The organism is Bacillus sp. SJZ110 (genome assembly GCF_006715455.1).
In the GTDB taxonomy this organism is placed as follows: domain Bacteria; phylum Bacillota; class Bacilli; order Bacillales; family Bacillaceae; genus Bacillus; species Bacillus subtilis.
In genome coordinates, this window is record NZ_VFNF01000002.1 from 147,426 (window position 1) to 168,274 (window position 20,849).

The following is a 20,849-nucleotide window of genomic DNA, read 5'->3' on the forward strand; positions in this document are numbered from 1 at the left end:
CAAAAATCAATAACTGTTTTGATACAATGTTTAAAACATGCTTTTTTCAAGAAAAATGGGTATATTGAAGGAGGATCAATTTTTTTTGAAAAGATAGGAGGACATTATGAAAGTTACAGTTATCGGATGCTATGGCGGTTTTCCGGCCGCAAATGAAGCGACGTCAGGCTATTTGTTTCAGTCAGGTGATTACTCTCTGCTTGTTGATTGCGGCAGTGCCGTTTTGTCTAAGCTGTTCGGATATGTGCCGGCGGAAAAGCTGGATGCGGTCGTTCTGTCTCATTATCACCATGACCATATCGCTGATATCGGGCCGCTGCAATTTGCCAAGCAAGTCGGTTCGTTTCTCGGCAAAGGAGATCATACGCTTCCGATTTACGGACATGATGCTGATATAGAACAGTTTCAAAAGCTTACATATAAAACACATACGAAAGGGATCGCCTATCAGCCGGATCAGCCGTTGACTGCCGGTCCGTTTACGATCACCTTTTTAAAAACGATTCACCCGGTGACGTGCTATGCCATGCGGATTACTGACGGCAGCCACACTGTCGTTTATACTGCTGATTCCAGCTATCAGGATTCATTTATACCGTTTTCGAAAGATGCTGATTTATTGATCTCAGAATGCAATTTTTATGCCGATCAAGACGGAACAAGTGCAGGCCATATGAACAGCCTGGAAGCCGGGCGCATTGCAAAAGAAGCGGGAGCGGGAGAACTGCTGCTGACCCATTTGCCGCATTTTGGCGTGCATGACAACCTTCGCAAAGAAGCGAAAACCGTTTTTAACGGAGAAGTGAATATTGCGAAATCAGGTTTTGTGTGGGAAGGATAAAGGAGGAGCACCATGTTATTTATAGACAATCAAAATATCAATGATCCGCGGATCAATCTTGCTATTGAGGAGTACTGTGTAAAGCATTTAGACCCTGAACAGCAATATTTGCTCTTTTATGTGAATCAACCGTCTATTATCATTGGGAAAAACCAAAATACAATAGAAGAAATCAATACAAAATATGTTGAGGAAAACGGGATTATCGTCGTCCGCCGTTTATCAGGCGGGGGCGCTGTGTACCATGATCTGGGGAACTTGAACTTCAGCTTTATTACCAAGGATGACGGGGACAGCTTTCATAACTTTAAAAAATTCACTGAGCCGGTGATTCAGGCGTTACATCAGCTTGGGGTTGAAGCTGAATTAAGCGGCCGGAACGACATTGTAGTGGATGGCCGGAAAATATCCGGAAACGCTCAGTTTGCAACGAAAGGCCGTATTTTCAGCCACGGCACCCTCATGTTTGATTCAGCCATTGATCATGTTGTATCAGCATTAAAGGTGAAAAAGGATAAAATTGAATCAAAAGGCATCAAATCGATCAGAAGCCGAGTGGCAAACATCAGTGAGTTTCTCGATGATAAAATGACCACCGAAGAATTCCGCAGCCATTTGCTTCGCCATATTTTTAACACAAACGACATTGGAAACGTGCCGGAGTATAAGCTGACGGAAAAAGATTGGGAGACCATTCATCAAATTTCGAAAGAGCGCTATCAGAATTGGGATTGGAACTACGGCCGCTCACCAAAATTTAACCTTAATCATTCGAAGCGTTATCCGGTTGGATCGATCGATTTGCGCCTGGAAGTCAAGAAAGGCAAAATCGAGGACTGCAAAATCTTCGGAGATTTCTTCGGTGTCGGTGATGTATCTGAAATTGAAAACCTGCTGGTCGGAAAACAATACGAACGCAGCGTCATCGCTGATGTGCTCGAAGGTGTGAATCTCAAGCATTACTTTGGGAACATTACGAAAGAGGATTTCCTTGATCTGATTTATTAAGGCAAAACACATCGTTTGAAAGAGCGGTTGTGTTTTTGAAATAATGGAGGCAGGAGGGATTCACATGAAAGTGTTTTTAATCGGAGCGAACGGACAAATCGGGCAAAGACTCGTCTCTTTATTCCAAGATAATCCTGATCATTCCATCAGAGCGATGGTCAGAAAAGAAGAACAGAAAGCGTCTCTTGAAGCTGCCGGTGCAGAAGCTGTGCTTGCGAATCTGGAGGGCAGCCCGGAAGAAATCGCCGCTGCGGCAAAAGGTTGTGACGCGATCATTTTCACAGCTGGTTCCGGCGGCAGTACAGGCTATGATAAAACACTGCTGGTGGATCTTGATGGAGCGGCAAAAGCCATTGAAGCTGCGGCCATTGCCGGAATCAAACGGTTTATTATGGTCAGCGCCCTGCAAGCCCATCACCGTGAAAATTGGAATGAGGCACTCAAGCCTTATTATGTGGCCAAGCATTATGCTGATAAAATTCTGGAAGCGAGCGGTTTAACCTATACGATTATCCGTCCGGGAGGCCTTCGCAATGAGCCTGGAATGGGAACTGTTTCAGCAGCTAAGAATCTGGAGCGGGGATTTATTTCCCGTGATGACGTTGCAAAAACGGTCATTGCCTCTTTAGATGAGAAGAATACGGAAAATCGGGCCTTTGATCTGACCGAAGGAGATATACCGATTGCCGAAGCATTGAAGAAACTATGACAGTACTGACACTCAGGGCTTTTTGCTCTTGAGTGTTTTTTTCTGTTTCTCTATAATGGAGGAGAAAGCTAGGCTTCAATAATGAATGACTATTCATTCACTTTAAGGGGTGGGAGAATGAATCTTGTTTCAAAATTGGAAGAAACAGCATCTGAGAAGCCCGACAGCATCGCATGCAGGTTTAAAGATCACTTGATGACGTATCAAGAGCTGAATGAACATATTCAGCGATTTGCGGACGGCCTTCAGGAAGCCGGTATGGAGAAAGGGGACCATCTAGCTTTGCTGCTTGGCAATTCGCCTGATTTTATCATCGCGTTTTTTGGCGCTTTAAAAGCTGGGATCGTGGTTGTTCCCATCAATCCGTTGTACACGCCGACAGAAATTGGTTATATGCTGACAAATGGCGATGTAAAGGCGATTGTGGGCGTTAGCCAGCTTTTGCCGCTTTATGAGAGCATGCATGATTCGCTGCCAAAGGTTGAGCTCGTCATTTTATGCCAGACGAGGGAGGAGGAGCCGGAAGCTGCGGACCCAGAGGTCAGGATGAAAATGACAACGTTTGCAAAAAAATTGCGCCCGACATCTGCCGCTAAACAAAACCAAGAACCTGTACCTGATGATACCGCGGTTATTTTATATACGTCAGGAACGACTGGAAAACCGAAAGGCGCGATGCTGACACATCAGAATTTGTACAGCAATGCCAACGATGTCGCAGGCTATTTGGGAATGGATGAGAGGGACAATGTGGTCTGCGCTCTTCCCATGTTTCACGTGTTTTGTTTAACCGTCTGCATGAATGCACCGCTGATGAGCGGCGCAACTGTCTTGATTGAGCCTCAATTCAGTCCGGCATCTGTTTTTAAGCTTGTTAAGCAGCAGCAGGCGACCATTTTTGCCGGTGTGCCTACAATGTATAACTACTTGTTTCAGCATGAAAACGGAAAGAAAGATGATTTTTCTTCGATCCGGCTGTGCATTTCGGGAGGCGCGGCCATGCCAGTCGCGTTGCTGACGGCGTTTGAAGAAAAATTCGGTGTTACCATTTTGGAAGGCTACGGGCTCTCGGAAGCATCACCCGTCACGTGCTTTAACCCGTTTGACAGGGGCAGAAAGCCGGGCTCCATCGGGACAAGTATCTTACATGTCGAAAACAAGGTCGTAGATCCGCTCGGACGCGAGCTGCCCGCTCACCAGGTCGGTGAATTGATCGTGAAAGGCCCCAATGTGATGAAGGGCTATTATAAAATGCCGATGGAAACAGAGCATGCATTAAAAGACGGGTGGCTTTATACGGGGGACTTGGCAAGACGGGATGAGGACGGCTATTTTTACATTGTTGACCGGAAAAAAGACATGATCATTGTAGGAGGATACAATGTGTATCCGCGGGAGGTGGAGGAGGTGCTGTACAGCCATCCGGACGTCAAGGAGGCGGTTGTCATCGGCGTGCCGGACCCCCAAAGCGGGGAAGCGGTAAAGGGATATGTGGTGCCGAAACGCTCTGGGGTAACAGAGGAGGACATCATGCAGCACTGCGAAAAGTATCTGGCAAAATACAAGCGGCCTGCCGCCATTACGTTTCTTGACGATATTCCGAAAAATGCGACGGGGAAAATGCTCAGACGGGCACTGAGAGATATTTTGCCCCAATAAAATGAAAAAGCGAAGCGGTTAGCTTCGCTTTTTCATTTTCAATCCTTTGCTTCTTTTTTAATAATATTTAGCAGCGCCTTTGTATCATTTTTGCTCAATTTGTAGTATGTGCCATCCTTCGAAAAAACGGCTTGCTGGCTGCCGTCAATCCATAGTCTGAATGAGTCATACCGGTCTTTATGAAACTTGATTGTCCCTTCGTAATCAGGGGCTGATGTTTTTTCTGTCTTCACCTGTTTTCCCTGATTCATAATATCCAGCATATCTTTGACGTGCTGTCTTTTTTCAATCTCGATATCTTCCTGGCCGCTTGAAGACAGTGTGATCAAATCCGCGTCTACCGATTGATACACATCCCCTGATCGGCTGTAAAGATAAAAAAATGCTATAAACACAAGACCGATTACCACGATGGCTGCCACTATTTTTTTCATTTGCATCACTCCAAACATTGTTAGTTTTCCCAGCGATCGGGCTTTCCATGCTTAAAAGGGTGGAAAAGTGCGGAACACAGCTTGGTTCTAAGAATTTGAATTTATGATTACAATAGAAGTAACGGGTTGATGTGAGGAGTGAGGCGTTATGCGCAAGTGGATCGCGGCAGCAGGACTTGCTTACGTTCTGTACGGGCTGTTTTTTTATTGGTATTTTTTCTTGTCGGGTGATTCCGCAATACCGGAAGCCGTGAAAGGGACGCAGGCTGATCCGGCTTCTTTCATGAAGCCGTCTGAGCTGGCAGTGGCCGAGCAGTATTCGAATGTCAAGAATTTTTTATTTTTTATCGGGGTGCCACTTGATTGGTTTCTGTTTTTTGTTCTGCTGGTCAGCGGTGTTTCAAAGAAAATCAAGAAATGGATGGAAGCGGCCGTGCCTTTTCGGTTTTTGCAGATCGTTGGTTTTGTGTTTGTGCTTTCGCTGATTACAACATTGGTGACGCTGCCTTTAGATTGGATAGGCTATCAAGTATCGCTTGACTATAACATTTCCACACAGACTACGGCCAGCTGGGCTAAGGATCAGGTTATCAGCTTTTGGATCAGTTTCCCAATCTTTGCGCTTTGCGTTCTCGTTTTTTATTGGCTGATCAAAAGGCATGAAAAACAATGGTGGTTATACGCCTGGCTGTTAACAGTGCCGTTTTCGCTTTTTCTGTTTTTTATTCAGCCGGTCATTATCGATCCTTTATACAATGAATTTTATCCGCTGAAAAATAAAGAGCTTGAAAGCAAAATTTTAGAGCTGGCAGAAGAAGCCAATATTCCGGCTGATCATGTATATGAAGTGAACATGTCGGAAAAAACAAATGCGCTGAATGCCTATGTTACAGGAATTGGGGCCAATAAACGGATTGTATTGTGGGATACGACACTGAACAAACTTGACGATTCAGAAATTCTGTTTATTATGGGCCACGAAATGGGCCATTATGTCATGAAGCACGTTTACATCGGTCTGGCTGGTTATTTGCTCGTGTCGCTCGCCGGATTTTATGTCATTGATAAGCTTTACAAGCGGACGGTTCGCCTAACCCGCAGCATGTTTCATATAGAAGGGCGGCATGATCTTGCGGCACTTCCGCTGTTATTGCTTTTGTTTTCTGTTTTGAGCTTTGCGGTGACGCCTTTTTCTAATGCTGTCTCGCGTTATCAGGAGAATAAGGCTGACCAGTATGGGATCGAGTTGACAGAGAACAGAGAAGCCGCTGTTAAAACGTTTCAGGATTTGGCCGTGACGGGGCTGAGCCAGGTTGATCCTCCGGTGCTTGTGAAGATTTTCAGAGGCAGCCATCCTTCGATCATGGAACGGATTCAACATGCGGAGAAAGAAGAGAATGCGCCGGAACATCAGGATGCTGACAAATAAAAAGAAGCAGGTATGGAGGAACCTGCTTCTTTTTACTATTATTGTGCAGCTGCTTGTACGTTGATTAACCCTTTTCCATAGTAGAAAGAGTTTCCAAGATATGTTGCAGTGCTTTCTAAACGATCACGGACTTGCGCGTTTGTCCAAGTCGGGTGCTTAGAAAGAATTAACGCTGCTGCTCCGGCAACGTGAGGAGTCGCCATGGATGTTCCGTTGTAAGCACCGTAAGTGCCACCAGGAAGTGTGCTTTGGATGGATACGCCAGGAGCCATCACATCAAGCTCAGAACCTGCGCTTGAGAATGAAGCTCTTTGGTTGCTGCTGTTTACCGCACCTACCGCAATAGTGGAAGGATATTTTGCAGGGTAGCCGACTGTGCTTGAGCTTCCGGACGAACCTTCGTTTCCGGCAGCGGCAGCAACGACGATACCGCTGGAAACGGCTTTATCAACGACTGTTTTCAGCGCTGTAGAACCAGAAGGTCCGCCAAGGCTCATGTTAATAACATCCATATTGTTGGAAATGGCCCATTCAATGCCGTTAATAATCCAGCTATATTGGCCGCTTCCTGTTGAATCAAGCACTTTTACTGCATATAATGATGCGCTTGGCGCTACGCCCAGAACACCGATTGAGTTATTAAGAGCGGCAATCGTACCGGCTACATGCGTACCGTGAGAACTGCCGTCCTGGTATGGGTTTGTTTCAGAAGGTACGAAGCTTGCTCCGCCTCTGACGTTTAAGTCAGGATGAGAAGAGTCAATTCCGCTGTCGATAACAGCTACTTTTACGTTAGAGCCTGTGTAGCCTTGAGAGTGAAGAGCCGGCGCTTTAATTTGAGAAATGCCATAAGGAACAGATTGCGCATATTCATGTGCAATATGATCTTCTTCCACATATGCAACGCTCGGATCTTTTTTCAATTCTTTTACAGCTTTTTCATCCAATGTTGCTGCGGCCGCGTTAACATACTTAAATTGCTTTTGAACCTTTCCGCCTTTTTCAGAAATAACATCCTTTTTCTTGGCGGAACTCATGGCACTCATTGTCTGTTTAAATCCGACAATGTATTTCTTTTCTGTACTGCTTTTTCCGGCAGCCTGCGCAGACATGTTGCTGAACGCCATCGTAAAGATTAACGTTAACGCAAACAACAAGCTGATCCACAATTTTTTGCTTCTCACTCTTTACCCTCTCCTTTTAAAAAAATTCAGAGTAGACTTACTTAAAAGACTATTCTGTGAATTTATTGTAATAGATGGAATAATATTTTAGTAGACCCATTTTTTTGAGATGATTTTATCTCTATTTAGGTATATCATCTCTCGCTATTTCCGTAGAGACTCGAAATAACTATTTTCATACAGAAAAGAACGAAAATAGACATGAGTAAATGTTCATTATGCTGAAATGTCATGCTTTTTTAGGTTAAATGCTCCTGAGTCCCGGCAAATTTCTGTCGAAAAAATTCGTTCAAATGACCTGCGTGTGCTTCCGTGAGAACAATGGATATTATCGTGATATTTTTTCAAAGCATGATGATAAAAGTATTCTGAAAAATAAACTTTACAGAAAAGGGATAGAATGAAAAAATTATTGAGAGGGAGGAAGAAATAAGATGAACATTCGCCAAGCAAAGACATCAGATGCGGCCGCCATTGCGCCGTTGTTTAACCAATATCGGGAATTTTATAGACAGGCATCCGATTTGCAAGGGGCAGAGGCTTTTTTGAAAGCTCGTTTGGAAAATCACGAGTCTGTTATTTTGATAGCAGAAGAAAATGGAGAATTCATAGGCTTTACCCAGCTCTATCCAACGTTTTCTTCTGTGTCAATGAAAAGGATCTACATATTAAATGACTTATTTGTCGTTCCTCATGCGCGTACAAAGGGAGCCGGCGGCCGGCTGCTTTCTGCCGCAAAGGATTATGCAGAGGAAAACGGGGCAAAATGTTTAACACTTCAGACTGAGCACCACAACCGGAAGGCAAGAAGCTTGTATGAGCAAAACGGCTATGAAGAGGATACCGGATTTGTCCATTATTGTCTCAATGTGCCGGCGAAGTGAAAATGGCGGCTTGATGATGATTTGGTTTTTTGAACGTTCTTCGGTTACGATATAAATGAAAAGGAGTGTGCCGAATGTCAACGTTATTTCAAGCATTGCAGGCAGAAAAAAATGCCGATGATGTTTCAGTCCATGTGAAAACCATATCAACAGAGGATTTGCCGAAGGATGGTGTCCTGATTAAAGTTGCTTATTCCGGCATCAATTACAAAGATGGTCTGGCCGGAAAAGCAGGAGGCAATATCGTCAGAGAGTATCCGCTTATTTTAGGCATTGATGCTGCGGGTACGGTCGTCTCTTCCAATGATCCGCGTTTTGCGGAGGGGGATGAGGTGATCGCGACAAGCTATGAGCTCGGTGTCTCCCGTGATGGCGGATTAAGTGAATACGCTTCGGTGCCTGGTGACTGGCTGGTGCCTTTGCCACAGAATCTTTCGTTAAAAGAAGCGATGGTGTACGGAACGGCGGGATTTACTGCGGCGTTATCAGTGCATCGGCTTGAACAGAACGGTCTGTCTCCGGAAAAAGGCAGCGTGCTAGTCACAGGAGCAACTGGCGGTGTCGGCGGAATTGCGGTATCGATGCTGAACAAGCGGGGCTATGATGTGGTGGCAAGTACCGGAAATCGGGAGGCGGCTGATTATTTGAAACAGCTTGGTGCAAGCGAAGTAATCAGCAGGGAAGATGTCTATGACGGAACGCTTAAGGCGCTGTCCAAGCAGCAATGGCAGGGAGCGGTTGATCCAGTCGGCGGAAAACAGCTTGCCTCGCTTTTAAGCAAAATTCAATACGGCGGATCTGTCGCAGTGAGCGGCTTAACCGGCGGAGGAGAAGTTCCGGCAACGGTGTATCCTTTTATTCTTCGCGGAGTAAGCCTGCTCGGAATCGATTCAGTATACTGTCCGATGGACGTCAGAGCCGCTGTTTGGGAGCGCATGTCTTCTGATCTCAAGCCTGATCAGTTGCTGACCATCGTGGACAGGGAAGTATCATTGGAAGAAACGCCGGGTGCGTTAAAAGATATTTTGCAAAATCGCATTCAAGGAAGAGTGATTGTGAAGCTTTAACAGGATCAGCTTGCAGAGAATGTTATTTTTCTGCAAGCTTTTTTGTGGACAGGATGTTCAGCTGCTGAACTGCTGTGTCGTGAAACAAGATTTTCCTGTAAGCCGAACTTTCTCTTCTCATTTAAAAAATAATTGGTGATAATGATTCTCATTCCGTGTTATACTACTCTTGGACATCTTAACCATAGAAACTACCAACAGGAGAGACTGGAACATATGAAAAAAACACTGATTATTCTTACAGTTTTACTTCTTTCTGTCTTAACGGCTGCTTGCTCGTCTTCAAGCGGCAATCAAAACAGTAAAGACCATAAAGTGGCGGTAACACATGATTTAGGGAAGACAAATGTACCTGAGCATCCGGAGCGGGTTGTTGTTCTTGAGCTTGGTTTTATTGATACACTGCTTGATCTCGGCATTACGCCTGTCGGGGTTGCCGATGATAACAAAGCGAAGCAGCTGATCAACAAGGATGTGCTGAAGAAAATTGACGGCTACACATCTGTCGGCACTCGCTCACAGCCAAGCATGGAAAAAATCGCTTCATTAAAACCCGATTTAATTATTGCTGACACGACCCGGCATAAGAAGGTGTACGATCAGCTGAAAAAAATAGCGCCGACGATTGCACTTAATAATTTAAATGCTGATTATCAGGATACAATTGACGCTTCGCTTACAATTGCAAAAGCAGTCGGCAAGGAGAAGGAAATGGAGAAAAAGCTGACGGCGCATGAAGAAAAGCTTAGCGAGACAAAGCAGAAAATCAGCGCGAACAGCCAGTCCGTGCTTTTGATCGGAAATACAAATGATACCATTATGGCCAGGGATGAAAACTTCTTTACATCGAGACTTTTAACACAGGTCGGCTACCGATATGCAATCAGTACGTCAGGCAATAGCGATTCAAGCAATGGCGGCGACTCTGTGAATATGAAAATGACACTGGAGCAGCTGCTGAAAACAGATCCGGATGTGATCATCCTGATGACAGGAAAAACAGATGACCTCGACGCCGACGGTAAACGCCCGATCGAAAAGAATGTCCTTTGGAAAAAACTGAAGGCAGTGAAAAACGGGCATGTATACCACATGGACCGTGCGGTGTGGTCTCTGCGCCGTAGTGTAGACGGGGCGAATGCCATTTTGGACGAGCTTCAAAAAGAGATGCCGGCTGCTAAGAAATAAAAGAAAAGACAGGCAAACGCCTGTCTTTTTCTTATTTGATAAAGCGGGATAAGTGGCTGTTGATATTATAGTCTTTTATCCGCCATTTTTCTTCTGCAAATTCAATGTTGCTGAGGCAGGCGTTGACGAGACGGGTGCTTTGAAGCTCCGGGTCACCGCCGGATATTTCTGTCAGCAGGGCGTGAATTGCCGCACCGTGCGCCACGATCAGCACCTTCTTGTTTGGATACGCCTGGTTCACTTTTGCCAAACCGCCCATCAGCCTGTCAGTGAGTTCTTCTAAGGTTTCCATATTCGGATAGATGTTATCTGGATAGCGCTTTGTCCGTTCCTCCAGCGGCATGCCCTCCGCGTCGCCGTAATCGCGTTCCTTAAAATCATCCATCTCGACTATCGGAAGATGCAGATATTCATTAATAATTTCCGCGGTTCTTTTCGCTCTTTTCAGCGGGCTCGTCACAATAATATCCCAAGAAAAGTCCTTTACATATTCTCCGGTTTCTCTTGCTTGGCGTTCACCTGTTGCGTTTAGCGGGATATCGGTTTTGCCTTGGCATTTTTGCTGCAGGTTCCAATCGGTTTCTCCATGTCTTACTAAACAAACGGCTGTCATAAAATCCCCTTCCTGACTTTATTCATATCGCTATTATACTAAATCGAAAGCGTGTGTCCTATGAAAAAGCCTATGCAAGAACTTCAAATAATAAAGCCAGTCCGATTCCGCCGCCGCTTCCGATGGCTGCAACCACATATTGACAGTCTGTCCGTCTTTTCGCTTCATAAAACAATCTGGTTACCAGAGCTGCACCTGATGCACCGTACGGATGGCCAAGAGCTAATGCGCCGCCGCGCACATTGATTTTTGAAAAGGGAATGCCGAGTTCTTGCGAGCAGACACAAATTTTGACGGCAAAGGCTTCATTGATTTCAAATAAACCGATATCCTCAGGTGTTACATCGTGTGTATGTAAGAGATTACGGATCGCATCAACCGGTGCCGCGGGCGGATAGTTGGGGTGAATCCCGCTGACAGCGCTGCCGATAAACCGGAGAACAGGCTTAAGTCCCAGGGCTGCCGCTTTTTCTTCTTCCATTACCAAAAGAGCCGCTGCTCCGTCTGCTATGCCACTGCTGTTGGCTGCTGTGACTGTTCCGGAGCTGGTGTCGAAAACCGGCTTTGCACGGGGAATAATCGCTTCTATTGGCCGCGTTTTCAAAAATGCTTCGTCCGTCTCCAATTCCCCGAGAGCAACAACTTCTTCACGGTAAAATCCTCCATCATGCGCGTTCCTGCTGCGTTGATGGCTGAGAAGCGCGTACTCATCCTGCATGTTTCTGCTGATGGAATAGCGTGCTGCCGTATATTCTGCTGCGATGCCCATGTCGGGATCGCCGATGGCATCTGGAGAAAAGCGGGCCCGTTCTGAAAAAGGGGATTGGCTGCTGCTTTCTGAGCCGCCCGCGATATACACCGTGCCGGCTCCCGCTTGAATAAGGCTGCAGGCATAACGCACAGCTTCAAGGCCGGAGCCGCACTGTCTGTCAATTGTCATTCCGGGAACCGATAAAGGCAGTCCGGCTTGAAGGGCTGACAGTCTGGCGAGGTTGCCGCCTCTGCCGGTAGCATTTCCGAGAATAACCTCGTCAATTTGATCCTCTAGCTTTCGGCTGAGACAGCGGATGATGGGAGCCGCCAAATCCTCCGGCAGGAAGGGCTTCAGCAGTCCGTTTTGATTTCCAAAGATCGTTCGTTTTGCATCAACAATAACCGCATTCAATTATACTGTACACCCTCTTCCAGCCATTTTTTCACGCTGGAACGGGCAATTTTTCCGCTGCTCGTTTCCGGCAAGCTGTCTGCAAACACCCATTTTTTCGGGATTTTGTAGGAGGCTAATTTCTGTTTACACCAGGCTTTCAGCTTTCTGGCATTAGCGTTTCCAAGAATGACAGCTACAGCGATTTCTCCCCAATACTCGTCGGGAATGCCAACGACAGCCACGTTTTCAACCTCTGGGCAGGCGAGAAGCACACGTTCAATTTCTTCTGGGAAAATATTTAATCCTCCGTACACGATCATCCCGTTTTCTCTTCCTGATATGTATAGAAAGCCATCCTCATCAACATAGCCCATATCATCCACTGTTATCCATTCATCTGGTGTGTTGCCGTTAACATAGCCGGAAAAACGCATCGGGCTTTTGACAAATATTTTTCCGATTTCCCCTGGCTGGCAGCGTTCTCCTCCAGCGTTGCGGATTTCGATCCGGACATTATGAAAAGGGCGGCCCGCTGAATGAGGCTTCCGTTTGCTGTCTTCCGGTGAAGAAAACGTCACAAAACTAAGCTCTGATGTGCCGTAAAAATCGTACAGCTTGAGATGAGGCCATGCAGCGGCAAGCTTCTCCTTGGATTCTGCCGGCCAGTCTGCGCCGGATGAAATGATTTTGACGGGACTGTCGGGAAAACCCTCAATCCTTGCGAGGGCGTCTGTCATCGTCGGTACGGTATAGAGAACGCTGATGGATTCACGGCACAGCCATTCCTTCGCTTTGGCAGGAGAAAACTTTTTCAGCAAACAAACGGTTCCTCCAAGAAACAAAGTGCTGACTGCCCCGTATAAGAAGTGAGAGGACATTAACGTCCCGGGAATCAATACTGTGTCATTTGATGAAATCGAAAAATCTGTTTCTGTACAGGTAAAGCTCTCTATCCATGAGCGGTGAGATCGCGTAAAGGCCTTCGGTTTTCCTGTCGAGCCCGACGTAAATCCCATATAAAAAGGGTGCTCCGGATCAATGGTAGGCAAGGGATCAGCGGTTGCTTCAGAAATATCTGCCATACAGTTATCCAGCAAAACAACAGGTATCTGGCTATCTGTCAGTTTGTTTTTAAAAAAGGCTAAAGTAACCACAAGATCCGCATTGCTTATGGACAGCCGCTCCTTACATTCAGCCGGGCTCCAGCGTGTGTCGATGGGAATGGCTGTGCATCCAGCCGCTGCGGCTCCGGCAAACAGCTGTAAAAACGCCAGACTATTTGGGAGCAGGATCGCCACACGATTCGGCATGCTCGGCTGTGACCGCAGCCAATTTGCGGTTTGAGAGACAAGCCGATCCCAATCATGGTACGTGATTTGCTCCGATTCAGTCTGGATCGCTACACGGCCGGGCGATGTTTCGGCAGTAGATGAATAGGTATGAGTAATTGTCATGTAGTGTCATCCTCCTTTTGTAAACATCGTATCAGAAAGAGACAAGGCTTGAGTGATTTTTATCGCCAGAAATGCAGATACAGCCGCTTTTATCAAATCACCAGGCACATATGCAAGGCTCATGAAGGCGGCCTGTGACAAATCAATATGCATGATAAAAGCTTGTACCGGTATACCAAGCAGATAAATAAAGATGATGCCGAATACGATATGAGTGAAAAAGAGACGCAATACTGTCACCTTCCGCAGCCTGTTAGCGGCTAAACTGATCAGCCATGAAGCGAGGGGATAAGCAATCAAAAAGCCTGCGCTCGGTCCGAAAAACACACCAAAACCGCCTCGTCCGCCGGGCAACAGCGGCGCTCCGAAGGCGACGAGCAGCAAAAAGACAAGCTGGCTTAAGAAAGCAGACTTTGGCCTGAGGATGCTGCCTGCCAACATGACACCAAGCGTTTGCAATGTAATCGGAACAGGTGTAAAGGATAAGAAGAGAGGGGGCATAAAGCCGAGCACTGCCATCAGCGCGGTGAAAATAGCAATATGCATCATGTCGATTAATTTCAGCATGTGAAATCCTCCAAACAGTAATCAAATATGGTTATACAATAAATGCAGGTAATTATTATGTCAACTGATTTTTAATTTAAGTTTACATAATGAACGCAAAAAAACCGGCCGTATCGCAGACCGGTTTTTGATGGTTATTCTTCTGTCAGGATGACAAGCGAATCAACGGAAGCGGCCACATGGGAAACGGCGCGGCTGACTTCCTGAAGTCCTCCAAGAAATGCTTGCAGATCGACGTCGATTTTGCCTGATTGCTCTTTGCTGATTTTCATGCTGTGGACGATTTCATCGAATAAGCGGTTAATTTGCGTCATTTTTTCTTTACTTTCGCTGACTAGCTCATTCACGTCTTTGATATGCTTGGATACAATGTTGATTTGTGTATTCGTATTGTTCACAAGCTCAGAAACAGTAGAGACGGTTTTTTTCGTATCCTCAGAAAGCTTCCGCACTTCATTTGCCACGACAGCAAAGCCTTTGCCGTGTTCTCCGGCGCGGGCGGATTCAATAGATGCATTGAGCGAGAGAAGGTTTGTTTGTTCAGCTATGCCTGTGACGATGCCGAAGATTTTTTCAATTTGCTGCGCGATTTCATCCAGCTTGACCATTTCTTTTTCGATTTGGACAAGGCTTGTGTCAATTTTGTTCATCTGTTTTTGCTGGACTTCTAGCTCTTTTTTTCCGCCGATCGACTTTTCTTCAACAGTGCTGGATGTTACAGTGCCGGCTTTGGATGCTTGAGAAATGCCTTCAGATTTGTCCACAAGCTCTTGAACTGATCTGCTTGTTTCTGAAAACAGATTGGCAATCGATCCAGAGGTTTCTTGAATTTTCTGATGAAGAAGGTTTTTCTTTTCTTCTTGTTCATCACGGGTTTGGTTGTACTCGCTTTGAAACGCTTCAAGGACAAGCTGCTGTTCTAAGTTCAAGATTTTTGTTGTTGCTTTAATGGCTTTTAGCAGTTCTTGCTGATTTGAAATGGACGCTTCATAAATGTCAATCATTGACAAAAGAAGCTCTTGAAACGCACCCATATACCATTTTGGCAAAAGGCCGATTCTTAAATGGATGGAGGCGATTCGGTTACGCTTTTCAATGAATTCATCATCGATAACGCCTGCAAACATTTCCTGAATATGTTGTTTTAACGTTTGTTTTAAGCGGTCAACTGAGCTGTGATCATTAATGATATCCATCAATGAGCTTTCATGGTCAAGGTTTTTATAAAACGCATCAACGATATTTACGATATTTTCTTGAATGAGTGGCTGAAGCTGCTCTAACACGTAAAGCTCAGCATCTCCCAACCTGACCATTTTGAGCTGTTTTTTGACATCTGCATGTTTGTTTGTGAGCTGAATGCGGTTTTTTTGCTGTCCGTTTGAATCTGAAAAGTAAGCTGTTTCTTGTTTTCTGTCTTTTTTAAATAACAATACAATGATCCCCCTTGGGAAAAATATAATTTTTACTTTTTGGCTTTTTAAGCCTTTTTCTTTTTTATCGGCCAAGGGAAACATGAATGAAGCTGCAGATGAAAAATATTTGAAAAACCGTTCATTAAAATGAACGGTTTAATCGAGATCTATTTGTTTTAATGGTTTAATGGCCGGACCCTCTACAACTTCGCCAGATGGCTTAAAGCGTGACCCGTGGCACGGACAATCCCACGTATGCTCACTGTCGTTCCACTCGACCTCGCAGCCTAAATGGGTACAAGTCGTATCAACGAGATGGAGGCAGCCTGTCTCATCCCGAAATGCTCCCGCTCGCCTGCCGTTTATGGTGACGGCTTTCCCTTCTCCTGGCGAAATGTCTTCAAATTGGACATCAGGCTTTTCAAGCTTTCCTTTAATCAAATGCTTGGCGACATCGGCATTGTAGGAAATCACTTTCTGCAACCCGGGATTCAGATGGAAACGGGACGGAGTGAAAATGCTTTCGTATGGATTGTCTTTTTTCTCTACAAGGTCTGACAATAGAGTGGCTGCGACTGCTGAGGACGTCATGCCCCATTTTTTGAACCCGGTCGCTACTAGAATATTGTCCTCATTTTCCGACATCGGCCCGATAAACGGGATTTTGTCGATCGTCACTAGATCTTGTGTGGACCAATAATATGGAATGCTTTCGATGCCGATGGAGCTTTCGGCCAGTTGTCTCAGTGTTTCATAATGTGTAGACATGGCTTTTCCCTGGCCTGTTTTATGGCTTACTCCGCTGAAGAGAATCAGCTTTTCACCGTTTACAACCGTATAGCGGAGCGCCACTGACGGCTGATCGATACTCAAATACATGCCCTCGGGATACTCGATCTTCGGCTTGATGGCAAGGACATAAGATCTGTCGGAGTACATTCTCGCAGCATATAATCCGCCTCCGTCATAAAAAGGGAAGTGGGAACAGCATATGATAAAGCGGCTCTTAATGGCGTGCCGGCTTTTTGTTACCACTTCGGGCCTTTCGCCTTTTTTGATATCAAGCGCAACGGTCTCTTCATAAATTCGGCCGCCTTTTTGAACAATTTGCTCCAGAAGCGCTTTTAAGTATTGAAGCGGATGAAATTGAGCTTGATTCTTCATGACAAGCGCCAGCTTAGAACCTAAGGGAATTGGAAGATCCTTGATAAGGTCTCTTTCAATTCCCAGCTTTGTGTATGCCTCATGCTCGGTGCGGATTTTTTGAACATTTTTTTCATTTGCCGTATAAAGATATGCGTCTTGCTCGATCCATTCACAATCAATTTGATGTTCATCCACAATGCCTTTTATGTAATCAATTGCGTTTTGGTTTGCTTCATAATAAAGCCTCGCATGGTTTAATCCGAAATGGCGGATAAATTCGTCGTATATCATGTCATGCTGTGCGGTAACTTTAGCAGTTGTATGCGCAGTGGTTCCGTTAAGAACCTGATTTGCTTCAATCAAAACGACACGGAAGCCTCTCTTCGTAAGTTCATATGCCGTTGTGATTCCCGTAATCCCGCCTCCGATAATGGTGACGTCACATTCAGTGTCCTCTTGAAGCGCAGGAAAAGAAGGCAGGTCAGTTGATGTTTTCCAGTATGTTTCAGGTGCTTCCTTTGCAAAATGTTGATTAGCCAAGCCGTTATACCTCCAATCAGATTTATTCTTAATTTTTCCATATTCTATCTTTTCATACATAGGAAGCAGGCATTGTTCATAACATAATAAGGTTGAAAAGGAGTGATTTCATTGGCGAATCAAAAAAAGAAAACATTACCGCCTCAGCACCAGAACCAGCAGCCTGGTTTTGAATATCTGATGGACCCGCGTCCGGTTTTTGATAAGCCGAAGAAAGCGAAAAAATTAGAGGGCAAAACCGCTATTATTACTGGAGGAGACAGCGGGATTGGACGCGCTGTCTCGGTGTTATTCGCAAAAGAAGGGGCTAATGTGGTCATTGTGTATTTGAATGAACATCAGGACGCCGAGGAAACAAAGCAGTATGTAGAAAAGGAAGGGGTAAAATGCCTGCTGATTGCAGGAGATGTCGGGGATGAAGCGTTTTGCAATGATGTGGTCGGGCAGGCAAGCCAAGTGTTTCCATCCATTGATATATTGGTTAACAATGCAGCTGAGCAGCATGTCCAGCCAAGCATTGAAAAAATCACCAGCCACCAGCTGATGAGAACCTTCCAAACAAACATTTTTTCCATGTTTTACTTAACAAAGGCAGTGCTGCCTCATTTAAAAAAAGGGAGCTCTATTATTAATACCGCTTCAATTACCGCCTATAAAGGCAATAAAACGCTGATCGATTATTCAGCGACAAAAGGCGCGATCGTTACGTTTACAAGGTCCCTTTCCCAGTCGCTTGTTCAGCAGGGCATACGGGTCAATGCAGTGGCACCGGGTCCCATTTGGACACCGCTTATCCCGGCCAGCTTTGCCGCAAAAGACGTGGAAGTGTTTGGTTCAGACGTGCCGATGGAACGCCCGGGACAGCCGGTCGAAGTGGCGCCAAGCTATCTATACCTTGCCAGCGACGATTCCACATACGTCACAGGGCAGACGATTCACGTCAATGGCGGAACAATTGTGAACGGATAATAAAAAGCCAATCCTTGAAGGATTGGCTTATTCGCTCTGCTTGAGCGCTGCATATTCTTTAGAGAGCGTAAGAAACGCATCTTTATCTTTTTCGTCCAAGGCTTTGTTAATTTGGTCCGTCAGCATGGCAAGCCGACGGTTATACAAGGATTCATCGAGCACCATTTGAATGTAAATATCCGTCATTGTGACATCGAATTCTTTTGTTTTTTGCGTGTTGCGGGACTTCATGAGCTCAGTGTACGATTTTTTCTCTTTCATAAAGAATCCCCCCAATGCCTTTTTTATAGTATATGGATAACGGTCGAAAAAATCAATAAATTTTTATAATTTTTAGACAACTAATACTTGGCAATCTATCGACATATCCTGCAAAATGCCGTAAACCGGCAAATCTTATGAAAGTAAAATCGGTTTATTACTAGTCATTTAGTACCAGTAAATATCATTAAAAGATGATTTTATCTTAAATGTTAAAAAAACCTGTCGTTTTACAAAAACAGATGATAGATTATTAGTATAAATTTTGCAGAAAAAGGATGGAGGCCATAATATGAGTCAGAAAACAGACGCACCTTTAGAATCGTATGAAGTGAACGGCGCAACAATTGCCGTGCTGCCAGAAGAAATAGACGGCAAAATCTGTTCCAGAATTATTGAAAAAGATTGCGTGTTTTATGTCAACATGAAGCCGCTGCAAATTGTCGACAGAAGCTGCCGATTTTTTGGATCAAGCTATGCGGGAAGAAAAGCAGGAACTTATGAAGTGACAAAAATTTCACACAAGCCGCCGATCATGGTGGACCCTTCGAACCAAATCTTTTTATTCCCTACACTTTCTTCGACAAGACCCCAATGCGGCTGGATTTCCCATGTGCATGTAAAAGAATTCAAAGCGACTGAATTCGACGATACGGAAGTGACGTTTTCGAATGGGAAAACGATGGAGCTGCCGATCTCTTATAATTCGTTCGAGAACCAGGTATACCGAACAGCGTGGCTCAGAACCAAATTCCAAGACAGAATCGACCACCGCGTGCCGAAAAGGCAGGAATTTATGCTGTACCCGAAGGAAGAGCGGACGAAGATGATTTATGATTTTATTTTGCGTGAGCTCGGGGAGCGGTATTAGAAAATAGAAAGGAGCTGACCTACAGGGCAGCTCCTTTCATAAACCTATGCCGTCGGAATTCCTCCGGTGATTCCATATACCTGAGATGTCACATAGCTTGAATTCTCTGAAGCTAGAAATACATAAACATCGGCCAATTCCACTGGCTGTCCAGCGCGATTTAATGGAGCTGGCGGCGTGCCTTGTCCGAATTTCGGGATGTTTTCCGTCGGCTGTCCGCCGGAAATTTGCAGCGGTGTCCAAATTGGTCCGGGCGCAACTGAATTTACTCTGATGCCTTTGGAAGCAAGCTGTTTTCCCAGTCCAACGGTAAAGCCGATAATGGCGTTTTTTGTTGCTGCGTAATCTAACAGCATCGGGCTTGGATTATAGCCTTCAACTGAGGTAGTTGTGATAATTGAAGCTCCCTCCGGCAAATACGGAAGCGCCGCTTTTACAACCCAGTAAAGGGAAAAGACGTTCACTTCAAATGTTTTATAGATTTGTTCAGTAGGCAGATCTTCGATGTTTTCGACCGCTTGCTGTTTGCCTGCAACGAGCGCTAGCACATCAAGTCCGCCGAGTTTGTGATGCGACTGTTTGACTAGATCTTGGCAAAAGGATTCGTCGCTCAAATCTCCGGGGATCAGCACTGCTTTTCGGCCTTCTGCTTCAATCAGCTCTTTTACCTCTTCAGCATCTGGCTGTTCCTCGGGCAAGTAGTTAATGGCCACATCGGCACCTTCTCTGGCGTAAGCAATCGCGGCAGCGCGGCCGATACCGGAATCGCCGCCCGTGACAAGCGCTTTTCGACCCGTTAGTTTACCTGATCCTTTGTAGCTTTTTTCTCCGCAATCAGGGACAGGCTTCATGTTCTTTTGCAGGCCTGGCGGCTCTTGATATTGTTCAGGAAATTCATCATGAAAAAATGCTTTTATAGGATTCGTAAGATTTGAATCAGACATCATCAACGCTCCTTTTCTGTTTGGTGTACATTCGTATGTGTACCCCTGAGCATAAGCAGAAAAACATGTTTTGGCAGTTTGAATAGTGAAGGAAAAAGAAAACAAGAAAAAACAAAGACTTCTTCCATATTTATCTTGTCAAATAAGACTATATGAATTATGATAAATTCGAGCTATAAATCAACTAAATATTGGGTGTTGGGGGAGTGAATCGTCATGAAAAAAGCTGCCGCGGTTTTGCTGTCACTCGGTCTCGTTTTCGGTTTTTCATACGGAGCTGACCATGTGGCAGAAGCCAAAACAAAGGTGAAGGTCTATAAGAACTGCAAGGAGTTAAACAAAGTATACAAAGGCGGGGTGGCCCGCACTTCGAAGGCGAAAAACAAAGGCGGAAAAACGAAGTACAAGCCTTACGTCTCTAAGGCGCTTTATGATGCCAATAAAAATAAAGACCGCGATAAAGATCTTATCGCCTGTGAACGTTAAACAAGAAAAAGCAATCTGATGACCAGATTGCTT

General features: G+C 45.2%; 21 protein-coding genes and 1 pseudogene. 11 read left to right on the forward strand and 11 right to left on the reverse strand.

Annotation, left to right across the window (positions count from 1 at the left end; translation table 11 throughout):
- Positions 1 to 106 precede the first annotated feature (106 nt).
- From FB592_RS06285 to lcfB, 4 genes are all read left to right on the forward strand, one after another.
- Positions 107 to 841 carry an MBL fold metallo-hydrolase gene (locus FB592_RS06285; RefSeq protein WP_103803947.1) on the forward strand — a complete coding sequence of 245 codons (735 nt, stop codon included), beginning with the start codon at positions 107 to 109 and terminating at the stop codon, positions 839 to 841.
- A gap of 12 nt (positions 842 to 853) precedes the next feature.
- Complete coding sequence (gene lplA, locus FB592_RS06290; protein WP_014479356.1) at positions 854 to 1,849, forward strand: lipoate--protein ligase; 996 nt, start codon at positions 854 to 856, stop codon at positions 1,847 to 1,849.
- A 64-nt stretch (positions 1,850 to 1,913) separates the two neighbouring features.
- Entirely contained in the window at positions 1,914 to 2,558 is a 645-nt protein-coding gene (locus tag FB592_RS06295) for an SDR family oxidoreductase (protein ID WP_103803945.1), read from the forward strand.
- A gap of 117 nt (positions 2,559 to 2,675) precedes the next feature.
- Positions 2,676 to 4,217 carry a long-chain-fatty-acid--CoA ligase LcfB gene (gene lcfB, locus FB592_RS06300; RefSeq protein WP_103803943.1) on the forward strand — a complete coding sequence of 514 codons (1,542 nt, stop codon included), beginning with the start codon at positions 2,676 to 2,678 and terminating at the stop codon, positions 4,215 to 4,217.
- Between the two features lie 38 nt (positions 4,218 to 4,255).
- Here the strand turns inward: lcfB and FB592_RS06305 are convergent, their stop codons facing one another.
- Entirely contained in the window at positions 4,256 to 4,651 is a 396-nt protein-coding gene (locus tag FB592_RS06305; protein WP_014479359.1) for a YhfM domain-containing protein, read from the reverse strand.
- Between the two features lie 148 nt (positions 4,652 to 4,799).
- On the opposite strand from FB592_RS06305, the gene FB592_RS06310 reads away from it, so the two are divergent.
- Positions 4,800 to 6,080, forward strand: a complete 1,281-nt coding sequence (locus FB592_RS06310; protein WP_103803941.1) for a M48 family metallopeptidase — start codon at positions 4,800 to 4,802, stop codon at positions 6,078 to 6,080.
- A 38-nt stretch (positions 6,081 to 6,118) separates the two neighbouring features.
- Here the strand turns inward: FB592_RS06310 and aprE are convergent, their stop codons facing one another.
- Positions 6,119 to 7,264 (reverse strand): subtilisin AprE, encoded by a 1,146-nt coding sequence (gene aprE / locus FB592_RS06315; RefSeq protein ID WP_015715621.1) that lies wholly within the window; start codon positions 7,262 to 7,264, stop codon positions 6,119 to 6,121.
- A 434-nt stretch (positions 7,265 to 7,698) separates the two neighbouring features.
- On the opposite strand from aprE, the gene FB592_RS06320 reads away from it, so the two are divergent.
- The 3 genes from FB592_RS06320 to FB592_RS06330 all read left to right on the forward strand — a co-directional run bounded on the left by FB592_RS06320 (position 7,699) and on the right by FB592_RS06330 (position 10,403).
- Complete coding sequence (locus FB592_RS06320; RefSeq protein WP_015252428.1) at positions 7,699 to 8,148, forward strand: GNAT family N-acetyltransferase; 450 nt, start codon at positions 7,699 to 7,701, stop codon at positions 8,146 to 8,148.
- Between the two features lie 74 nt (positions 8,149 to 8,222).
- Positions 8,223 to 9,215, forward strand: a complete 993-nt coding sequence (locus FB592_RS06325) for an NADPH:quinone oxidoreductase family protein (protein ID WP_003233163.1) — start codon at positions 8,223 to 8,225, stop codon at positions 9,213 to 9,215.
- Between the two features lie 216 nt (positions 9,216 to 9,431).
- Positions 9,432 to 10,403 carry an ABC transporter substrate-binding protein gene (locus FB592_RS06330; RefSeq protein ID WP_072173854.1) on the forward strand — a complete coding sequence of 324 codons (972 nt, stop codon included), beginning with the start codon at positions 9,432 to 9,434 and terminating at the stop codon, positions 10,401 to 10,403.
- A 31-nt stretch (positions 10,404 to 10,434) separates the two neighbouring features.
- Here the strand turns inward: FB592_RS06330 and phoE are convergent, their stop codons facing one another.
- The 7 genes and pseudogenes from phoE to FB592_RS06360 form a co-directional block, all read right to left on the reverse strand.
- Complete coding sequence (gene phoE / locus FB592_RS06335; protein WP_103803937.1) at positions 10,435 to 11,016, reverse strand: phosphatase PhoE; 582 nt, start codon at positions 11,014 to 11,016, stop codon at positions 10,435 to 10,437.
- 70 nt (positions 11,017 to 11,086) lie between these two features.
- Complete coding sequence (locus FB592_RS06340; RefSeq protein WP_103803935.1) at positions 11,087 to 12,181, reverse strand: acetyl-CoA C-acyltransferase; 1,095 nt, start codon at positions 12,179 to 12,181, stop codon at positions 11,087 to 11,089.
- Complete coding sequence (locus tag FB592_RS06345) at positions 12,178 to 13,617, reverse strand: acyl-CoA synthetase (RefSeq protein WP_103803933.1); 1,440 nt, start codon at positions 13,615 to 13,617, stop codon at positions 12,178 to 12,180. Before FB592_RS06345 ends, FB592_RS06340 begins: the two co-directional genes overlap by 4 nt.
- A 6-nt stretch (positions 13,618 to 13,623) precedes the next feature.
- Positions 13,624 to 14,184, reverse strand: coding sequence for a biotin transporter BioY (locus tag FB592_RS06350; protein WP_003233151.1), 561 nt, complete (start codon positions 14,182 to 14,184; stop codon positions 13,624 to 13,626).
- A gap of 134 nt (positions 14,185 to 14,318) precedes the next feature.
- Entirely contained in the window at positions 14,319 to 14,834 is a 516-nt protein-coding gene (locus tag FB592_RS21280) for a methyl-accepting chemotaxis protein (RefSeq protein WP_326255844.1), read from the reverse strand.
- Positions 14,835 to 15,074: 240 nt separating this feature from the next.
- A pseudogene (locus FB592_RS21285) lies at positions 15,075 to 15,701 on the reverse strand (protoglobin domain-containing protein); the annotation flags it as partial.
- A gap of 54 nt (positions 15,702 to 15,755) precedes the next feature.
- Positions 15,756 to 17,285 (reverse strand): FAD-dependent oxidoreductase, encoded by a 1,530-nt coding sequence (locus tag FB592_RS06360; RefSeq protein ID WP_064671201.1) that lies wholly within the window; start codon positions 17,283 to 17,285, stop codon positions 15,756 to 15,758.
- Between the two features lie 111 nt (positions 17,286 to 17,396).
- Here FB592_RS06360 and FB592_RS06365 point away from each other — a divergent pair, with 111 nt between their 5' ends.
- Positions 17,397 to 18,254: an SDR family oxidoreductase gene (locus tag FB592_RS06365; protein WP_021479616.1), complete on the forward strand. Its 858-nt coding sequence runs from the start codon at positions 17,397 to 17,399 to the stop codon at positions 18,252 to 18,254.
- Positions 18,255 to 18,281: 27 nt separating this feature from the next.
- Here the strand turns inward: FB592_RS06365 and FB592_RS06370 are convergent, their stop codons facing one another.
- Entirely contained in the window at positions 18,282 to 18,515 is a 234-nt protein-coding gene (locus tag FB592_RS06370; RefSeq protein ID WP_003233142.1) for an IDEAL domain-containing protein, read from the reverse strand.
- Between the two features lie 292 nt (positions 18,516 to 18,807).
- Here FB592_RS06370 and comK point away from each other — a divergent pair, with 292 nt between their 5' ends.
- Positions 18,808 to 19,386 carry a competence transcription factor ComK gene (comK, locus tag FB592_RS06375; RefSeq protein WP_029317573.1) on the forward strand — a complete coding sequence of 193 codons (579 nt, stop codon included), beginning with the start codon at positions 18,808 to 18,810 and terminating at the stop codon, positions 19,384 to 19,386.
- Positions 19,387 to 19,430: 44 nt separating this feature from the next.
- Here comK and FB592_RS06380 read toward each other — a convergent pair whose 3' ends face one another.
- Positions 19,431 to 20,330 carry an SDR family oxidoreductase gene (locus tag FB592_RS06380; RefSeq protein ID WP_041851019.1) on the reverse strand — a complete coding sequence of 300 codons (900 nt, stop codon included), beginning with the start codon at positions 20,328 to 20,330 and terminating at the stop codon, positions 19,431 to 19,433.
- A 216-nt stretch (positions 20,331 to 20,546) separates the two neighbouring features.
- On the opposite strand from FB592_RS06380, the gene FB592_RS06385 reads away from it, so the two are divergent.
- Positions 20,547 to 20,816 (forward strand): excalibur calcium-binding domain-containing protein, encoded by a 270-nt coding sequence (locus FB592_RS06385; protein ID WP_103803929.1) that lies wholly within the window; start codon positions 20,547 to 20,549, stop codon positions 20,814 to 20,816.
- Positions 20,817 to 20,849 lie beyond the last annotated feature (33 nt).